At 40.0% G+C, this 7,508-nt stretch carries 6 protein-coding genes; 5 read left to right on the forward strand and 1 reads right to left on the reverse strand.

Annotation, left to right across the window (positions count from 1 at the left end):
• Positions 1-693: 693 nt before the first annotated feature.
• From QNI08_RS22265 to QNI08_RS22285, 5 genes are all read left to right on the forward strand, one after another.
• Positions 694-1,899 (forward strand): MFS transporter, encoded by a 1,206-nt coding sequence (locus tag QNI08_RS22265; RefSeq protein ID WP_285769530.1) that lies wholly within the window; start codon positions 694-696, stop codon positions 1,897-1,899.
• A gap of 55 nt (positions 1,900-1,954) precedes the next feature.
• A complete protein-coding gene (gene aroD, locus QNI08_RS22270) occupies positions 1,955-2,716 on the forward strand; it encodes a type I 3-dehydroquinate dehydratase (RefSeq protein WP_285769531.1) in 762 nt (253 codons plus the stop codon).
• 68 nt (positions 2,717-2,784) lie between these two features.
• Positions 2,785-3,669 carry a shikimate dehydrogenase gene (locus QNI08_RS22275; RefSeq protein ID WP_285769532.1) on the forward strand — a complete coding sequence of 295 codons (885 nt, stop codon included), beginning with the start codon at positions 2,785-2,787 and terminating at the stop codon, positions 3,667-3,669.
• A 258-nt stretch (positions 3,670-3,927) separates the two neighbouring features.
• Positions 3,928-5,136, forward strand: coding sequence for an MFS transporter (locus QNI08_RS22280; protein ID WP_285769533.1), 1,209 nt, complete (start codon positions 3,928-3,930; stop codon positions 5,134-5,136).
• A 136-nt stretch (positions 5,137-5,272) separates the two neighbouring features.
• Positions 5,273-6,286, forward strand: coding sequence for a LacI family DNA-binding transcriptional regulator (locus QNI08_RS22285; RefSeq protein WP_285769534.1), 1,014 nt, complete (start codon positions 5,273-5,275; stop codon positions 6,284-6,286).
• A 108-nt stretch (positions 6,287-6,394) separates the two neighbouring features.
• Here QNI08_RS22285 and QNI08_RS22290 read toward each other — a convergent pair whose 3' ends face one another.
• Positions 6,395-6,952: a shikimate kinase gene (locus tag QNI08_RS22290; RefSeq protein WP_285769535.1), complete on the reverse strand. Its 558-nt coding sequence runs from the start codon at positions 6,950-6,952 to the stop codon at positions 6,395-6,397.
• Positions 6,953-7,508 lie beyond the last annotated feature (556 nt).

The following is a 7,508-nucleotide window of genomic DNA, read 5'->3' on the forward strand; positions in this document are numbered from 1 at the left end:
CCGGCTGGTCTTTTTTTGGTCTTTGTAGGGATTGGATAAGGACAAACAAGACTCAAATTTGACTAAGGAAAGAATTCGTCCTAGACACCAAACAATTTGTCCCAAACCCATATGGTTGCATAATTCGGTATGAAATAGGTGCCTTCCATTTATTTTAGTTGAGTGGAAATTCATTTATAATCTGGAAACAGTAAGTTCTGTTGAGGATTTATTGGCAAATCCTAAAGGAGGAATATGCTTGAACGCTTATTCTATGGCAGGATAATGCATGACAAAGCGGAATACAGAGAGATCATCAAATGTAAAATGAGGAGTATAGAATTTTATCGAGGCCAATTTCACAGGTTTGACACAATGAAATTAGAGCAGTATAATAGCACAGGTAGAACGATATACTTAAAAAGTTAACGAGTGATAGTTGTTGGTGAAATCGTCATTCCTTGCACATTTGTAGAACGATGTACTGGTTCATTAGTTTAGTGGAACGATATACTAGATGTGCAAGAGTTTAGTAGAACGATATACTTACTTTTATTGCTTTGGTAGAACGATCTACCAATGTTAGCGAAATATAGTTTATTGTTTTAATCACCGTAATTTGTTTCCTGAATTCATTATATGGGGCAAGGGGAAAACTTCTGAACGGTTTAAGGATCAAATTACATTTTAATAACTATTATAGGGGTGTGTTTCATGAAAAATCCATTTATTAAAATGGCAACAGGTTTATATATAAGCTATTTTATTTTAGGTATGATCAATATCATCATCGGGTCGAACATGGAAAATTTATCACAGCAATTGAATACAAGTGCTTCAGGAATTAGTTACTTGGTATCAGCAATTGGAATTGGTAAGTTGGTTTCATTGTTTTTTGCCGGTAGATTGTCGGATAAATTAGGAAGGAAACCATTTGTCGTTGCGGCTTCTTTTATTTATTTAATTTTCCTCGTGGGCATACCTTTGGCCCCAAGCTATACGTTAGCCTTCATTTTCGCCATTTGTGCTGGTATTGCCAACTCATTTTTAGACGCGGGTACGTATCCGGCATTAATTGAAGCGTTTCAAAAGAAAGCGGGCTCTGCTACTGTATTAATAAAAGCGTTCGTTTCCGTCGGGGCGGCACTGCTTCCATTCATCATGGCATTTTTCATCGCCAGGGACATGTTTTATGGATATACATTTTTCTTAATGGCTGCTGTATATCTCGTTAATGGATTTTTCTTGCTTAAGGTTTCATTCCCGAACCATAAAGCACCGGTTGAAAACCAAGAAGAAGTACAAGCTTCAGCAGTTCAATACCAGTTTCTTTCAAAGCCTAAGTTCGCTCAGGAAGGATTGGCGGTCATCCTTTTAGGATTCACATCAACAGCTTTATTCATGCTTGTCCAAGTGTGGCTTCCGAATTTCGGACAAGAAGTATTGGGTCTAACATCTTCAAAAGCTGTACAATTGCTTAGTTACTATAGCATTGGATCCCTTGTATCCGTCATTTTATTGGCAGTTCTATTGAACAAGGTGATAAAACCAATAACAGTCATGATCATCTATCCAATCATAGCAGCACTATCTTTATTATCACTCATATATATCCAGCAACCATTCATGACTGTTTTGAGCGCTTTCTTCATTGGGCTTTCAACTGCAGGAGTGTTCCAATTGGCCATGACTATAATTACTGAGTTTTTCCCAGCGAAAAAAGGGACAATAACTTCTTATGTAAACATTGCGGCAAGCTCAGCGTTTATCGTCATTCCTTTCGTTACAGGAATCATTTCCAAGAGCGCTGGTTTGACTGCTGTCTTCTTGTTTGATGTTGCCATTGCGATAATCAGCATCATCTTGGCCGTATTTGTTGCCTATCGATATAAAAAAGTAATTAAGGTTCCAGCTAAATAACGAGTCCGGTACATCATCGCTTAACAGTCGTAATGATTAAAGGGGGAAAAAATCCATGCAAACCATCACCATCAAAGACGTAACGATCGGCGAAGGAGTTCCAAAGATTATCGTTCCACTAATGGGGACAACAGAGGAAGAGCTGCTTAAAGAAGTTGAAACGGTAAATTCACTAGCACCGGATATCATTGAATGGCGAGCAGATGTCTATGAACAGGTTGAAAACTTGGAGGCCGTTGCACAAATGATTGCCAAGCTTAAGCTTGCATTACCGAGTACCCTGCTCCTTTTCACTTTCAGAAGCCATAAAGAAGGCGGAAACAAGGAAATCACTGAGGATCTTTATTTTAGGCTGCTTCACACAGCCATCAAAACAAAGGCTATCGACCTTGTTGATGTAGAGTTGTTTTTTGAAGAAGCGGCAGTAAAAGAGACTGTGAAGCTTGCGGAAGATAACGGGGTCCATGTAATTATGTGTAATCATGATTTCGATAAGACTCCTGAAAAGGAAGAAATCATTTACCGATTGCGTAAGATGCAGGAGCTTGGGGCTCATATTCCAAAAATCGCAGTAATGCCCCAAAGTGTTGGCGATTTACTTGTTTTATTGGATGCCACCCATACTATGAAAACGAAGTATGCCGACCGGCCATTCATCACGATGTCCATGTCGGGCACCGGCCTGGTCAGTCGTTTAGCGGGTGCGGTGTTTGGATCTGCTTGTACCTTTGGTGCGGGGAAAGAAGCATCTGCACCTGGACAAATTCCAGTGAGTCAATTAAGAAGTGTATTGGAAATCATTGATCAAAATATTTAACTCATCAAATTTCTTCCAAGAAGGAATTTATATACACATATCAATATATACAACAGGGGGAATCGAACATGGAAAATTTAGCACGAATTAACGGGAAAACAGAATTGGTCGGTTTACTTGCAACGCCTATTGGACATTCTTTATCACCGGCCATGCATAATATGGCTTTTGATAAATTGGGATTGAATTGCGCTTATTTAGCGTTTGAAGTAGGAAATGAAAAGCTGGAAGATGCTGTGAAAGGAATGCGCGCGTTAAATGTAAAGGGGTTTAACGTGTCCATGCCAAATAAAATGAAAATCCTTCCATACCTTGATGAATTGGCCGATAGTGCTAAATTCTCCGGAGCTGTGAATACGGTTGTTAATGTAGACGGGAAATTCGTCGGTCACAGTACGGATGGAATGGGTTATACCCGGAACCTGAAAGAACATGGCATAGATATTAAAGGAAAGAAAATGACACTTATCGGTTCTGGCGGGGCTGCTACCCCTATAGCAATCCAATCAGCATTGGAGGGAATAGCTGAAATCAGCATATTTGCTCGTGATGATGCGTTCTTCCCCCAAGCAGAGGAGAATGTACGAATCATCAATGAAGATATGAAGCATTTAAATGTGAAAGCTAACGTATATCCTCTTGAAAATGTTGACCAATTGAGAAAAGAAATATTAAGCAGTGATATTTTAGCAAATGGTACAGGTGTTGGCATGAAACCACTTGAAGGATTAAGTGTCATTCAAGATGAATCCATGCTGCGTCCTGATTTAATCGTGACCGATGTTGTTTATATTCCGCGTAAATCCAAACTGATGGAACAAGCAGAAGCTGCTGGCGCTACTGCCATCAATGGCCTTGGAATGATGCTTTGGCAGGGTGCGTTGGCCTTTGAATTATGGACAGGGCAACAGATGCCAGTCGATTACATTAAAGAACAATTGTTTGCAGAATAAGGAGCTTTCACTTTTGGGATTGTCCTCCATCATCGTATTAGAGGTTTTGAAACTTGCAGTGTCGCCATGCACTTACGGTAAATGATTGTGATAAACCTCGAAGCTAAGAAATACAGGGAGCGAATTCCTTGGATTTCTTAGCATTTTTTTTTGAAAGTCTTTTTCAGTTAAATGGTTATCATATAGGGGAGACTCAATACTTTTAGGTTTGAGAAATTAGGGGAGTAACATCATTGCGATTTATTTAGGGGTGTAATAATGAAAAATCAGTATTATAAAGCGGCATCAGGCATGTATATGAATTATTTTTTACTAGGGATGGTAAATATAATCCTTGCCTCAAACATGTCCTCATTAACCGAACAATGGAATACGGATTCCACAGGCATCAGTTATCTCATTGCTGCAATAGGGGTGGGGAGATTACTTACGTATGGGCTCTCGGGGGTACTGTCCGATAAATTCGGCAGGAAGCCATTAATCATTATCTCCTCGATCTTAATGGGAGTTTTTTTGCTTGGGATTCCGTATTCCCCCACATATGAAATGGCGTTTGTGTTTGCCTTGTTAGCGGGAGTATCCAACTCAGCCATGGATGCTGGTACCTATCCGGCATTATCGGAAATGTTTCCTGAATCGGCTGGCTCAGCCAGTGTCATGGTAAAGGCTTTTGGATCGCTCGGTGCCACCATCTTGCCTTTCATCATCTTATTTCTAGCCAACAATCATTTATTTTATGGCTTTGCCTTTTTAATTCCTGCTGTGATCTATTTCGTCAACATGCTTCTTATGCTTACTGCTTCATTTCCGAAAAGCGAATCGGATTCTGTCAGTGATGTAGATGATTTCCAAAGGCACCGTTTTATAACCGAGCCTGAATTCTGGAAGGAAGGACTCGCGTTGATCATAATAGGGTTTACTTCGACTGCATTATTTACGGTTTCACAAATTTGGTTACCCAGTTTCGGTCAAGAAGTGGCACACATGTCCCATTCGGGTTCGATTAAATTATTGAGCTATTATAGTGTAGGATCCCTCATATCCGTCCTGTTATTGTCCATTTTATTAAACAAATGGATTAAGCCCGTGACGGTGATCTTACTATACCCAATGATAACGTTACTTACAGTCATCATCATCTTAACGGTTCATTCACCTATCGTCCTTAGTATCACCTCCTTTTTTCTAGGCGCTTCAACGGCGGGGATTTTTCAGTTATCCATTGCCATAATGTCTGAACTCTTCTGGAGGAAAAAAGGAACAGTCACAGGTATCGTCGCGACAGCTTCCAGTTTGGCAAGTGTCATCCTGCCGATTGCAACAGGGATGATTGCCAAGGCGGGGGATATATCACATATATTTTTCTTCGATTGTTTTATTGCAACTTTAGGCATCCTTGCTGCAGCATTCGTTAATTATCGATATAAAAAATTGACTAAGCCTGAGATGATTGGCAGGCATGGGTAATGTTTGCTGAATCGTCCTTTGAAAAAACATGTTCTAAAAGGAAGGGTATGCTAATGGAAGTAACTATATTATTATTATAGTAAGAATATGATAATAATATATACACTAAAAATACATTCAAGATGGTGATGGAACTATGAAGCAATCCAAAAAAGGCCGAGTCACATTGCAACAGGTAGCGGAGCATGCGGGAGTGTCCACTTCCACCGCGTCCCTAATCGTACGTAATAATCCGCGGATATCGGATGCGACAAGAAAAAAGGTCTTACAATCGATGCAGGAATTGGGCTATGTATACGACAGAGTCGCAGCAAATCTTAGATCGCAAAGTTCAGATACTGTCGGTATCATCATTACGGACATATCAAACACCTTTTTTTCGGAGTTCTTGATCGGTGTTCATGACGCGTTGGATGAAGTCGGTTATACGGTGTTACTGGGGACTACATTCGATTCCGTTTCCAAGCAAGACCATCTGCTTTCAACCATGCTCGAACATAGGGTGGGGGGGTTAATTCTGTGTCCTGTCTCGGAAAGCACAGAAGAAACCGTGGCGCGTTTAAATGATATTGACACGCCAATGGTCCTTGCGGTTAGGGAATTGCCTGGGGTGAAAAGTGATTATGTAGGTATCAATTATCCAGAGGGTGCCCGAATTGCCGTCGATTATCTTATTGAGAAAGGCCACGAAAGAATTGCACTGCTTGGCGGCATCAGGGAATCATCTACATGGGTCGAGAGAATGGAGGGGTATCGTGATGCCCTTTCAAGAGCGGGACTGGAGGTCGATGAAGCGTTAATGATAAATAGTGCCCCTACACGCGAAGGTGGATTGGAGGCTGTATTGAAGGTGCTTGAAAATCCCGAACCGCCAACTGCCATTTTTTGCTTCAGCGACTTAATTGCCTTCGGTGTCATGCAAGGATTAAGGATGAAAGGATTCACTCCTGGAAAAGATATAGATATCGTAGGTTTCGATAATGTTCCAGTAGCTGAGATCTATCATCCTCCTTTAACGACCATTTCCTCATTTCCTAGACGTACGGGAAAAGAAGCGGCGAATCTTTTGTACCAGCAAATGGAGAAAATCAAGCGTGAACAGCAGAGGATCATATTGACTCCTGAATTGATTGTCAGGGAGTCGTCCTAATAAAGAATAATGAAAAGATGATTAGCTTACAGAGATAACGGCCGCTGTATCCTTTTCATCTGTTCTATCATTCTTTATCCGAAGCATTTCGTTTGGATGGACTGGGACTTATTTAAGCGGTTCATAAATATCCCAGGCCACTTTTAGCGAGTCGACTATAAAGTCGGCCACTTCATCCACATCAAGGTCATTCGTATTTACTTTTGAATGATGGTAGGAGTATATCTCCTGCCTGGTGTAAAAAAGCTCTTCGATTTCTTCAAGGGTCCTGCTTTGTAGAACCGGTCTGCTATCTATCAGCAATCCTATTCTTTCTTTCCAATAGTCCCAGGATAAATCAAGGTAGAAGACAATGCAATTGGACAAACAAATATTCCTTATATCTTCTTGTAAAAATGCGCCGCCTCCGACGGAGATTATTTTCAACTGTTGTTTACTGAAGGAATCTATCATGCTTTTTTCTTTTTCGCGGAAAACTTTTTCCCCATGCGTTTTGAAAATTTCTGTAGTGGGCATATTGAATTCCTTTTCAATCTCCCGATCTATATCCACAAAGTCCCTGTAAAGCTTCTGAGCGACCTTTTGGCCGATCGTCGTTTTCCCAACGCCCATAAAGCCAATAAAAACGATACTTTGCATCCTCAAAGATGTGTTTTTATTAATCATCTATAAATCCCTCTCCCAACTATTTTTATAATGATTAAAAGCCTATCCTGAAATTTTTAAAATAAATTTATTATAGTACAAGAAAGTAAAATTGTAAAAAATATTTTTTAATATTTGGAAAAAGAGAAGGCAGGACAAACCGCGATATGAACATGGGAATCGGAATGGAACGTATATGAAAGTTGCGTGATGCCTTAGCCGCTCCGAACTGCATGTATAGCCCCTATAAAGACATTATATTATTGATTGAAAAGTTTCATGAAAAACCAGTTGACTTTAGGACGGAATAGGATTAATATAAATAAGCACCAAGAAAACATAACAAAATTCCATCAGCTTTTGGTAGATTACTGAAAGAGAAAATAACTGTTGACTTCTTACTATGAAAATGATAAGATGAAATGGTCGCTGAGAAACACAGCGATTTAAAATAAGTTAAAAACTTCGCAGAAGTTGACAACTAATCAGCAGTGTGGTATGATAAATAAGCAAGCTGCCGAGTGAGGCGATTGCGATGATTGCTCTTTGAAAACTGAACAAAACAAAGCGCCAACGT

The organism is Peribacillus folii, from assembly GCF_030271255.1.
In the GTDB taxonomy this organism is placed as follows: Bacteria; Bacillota; Bacilli; order Bacillales; family DSM-1321; genus Peribacillus.

Coding starts and splice junctions, on each gene's coding strand:
- QNI08_RS22265 (WP_285769530.1), top strand. CDS start 694: ATGAAAAATCCATTTATTAAAATGGCAACAGGTTTATATATAAGCTAT.
- aroD (WP_285769531.1), top strand. CDS start 1,955: ATGCAAACCATCACCATCAAAGACGTAACGATCGGCGAAGGAGTTCCA.
- QNI08_RS22275 (WP_285769532.1), top strand. CDS start 2,785: ATGGAAAATTTAGCACGAATTAACGGGAAAACAGAATTGGTCGGTTTA.
- QNI08_RS22280 (WP_285769533.1), top strand. CDS start 3,928: ATGAAAAATCAGTATTATAAAGCGGCATCAGGCATGTATATGAATTAT.
- QNI08_RS22285 (WP_285769534.1), top strand. CDS start 5,273: ATGAAGCAATCCAAAAAAGGCCGAGTCACATTGCAACAGGTAGCGGAG.
- QNI08_RS22290 (WP_285769535.1), bottom strand. CDS start 6,952: ATGATTAATAAAAACACATCTTTGAGGATGCAAAGTATCGTTTTTATT.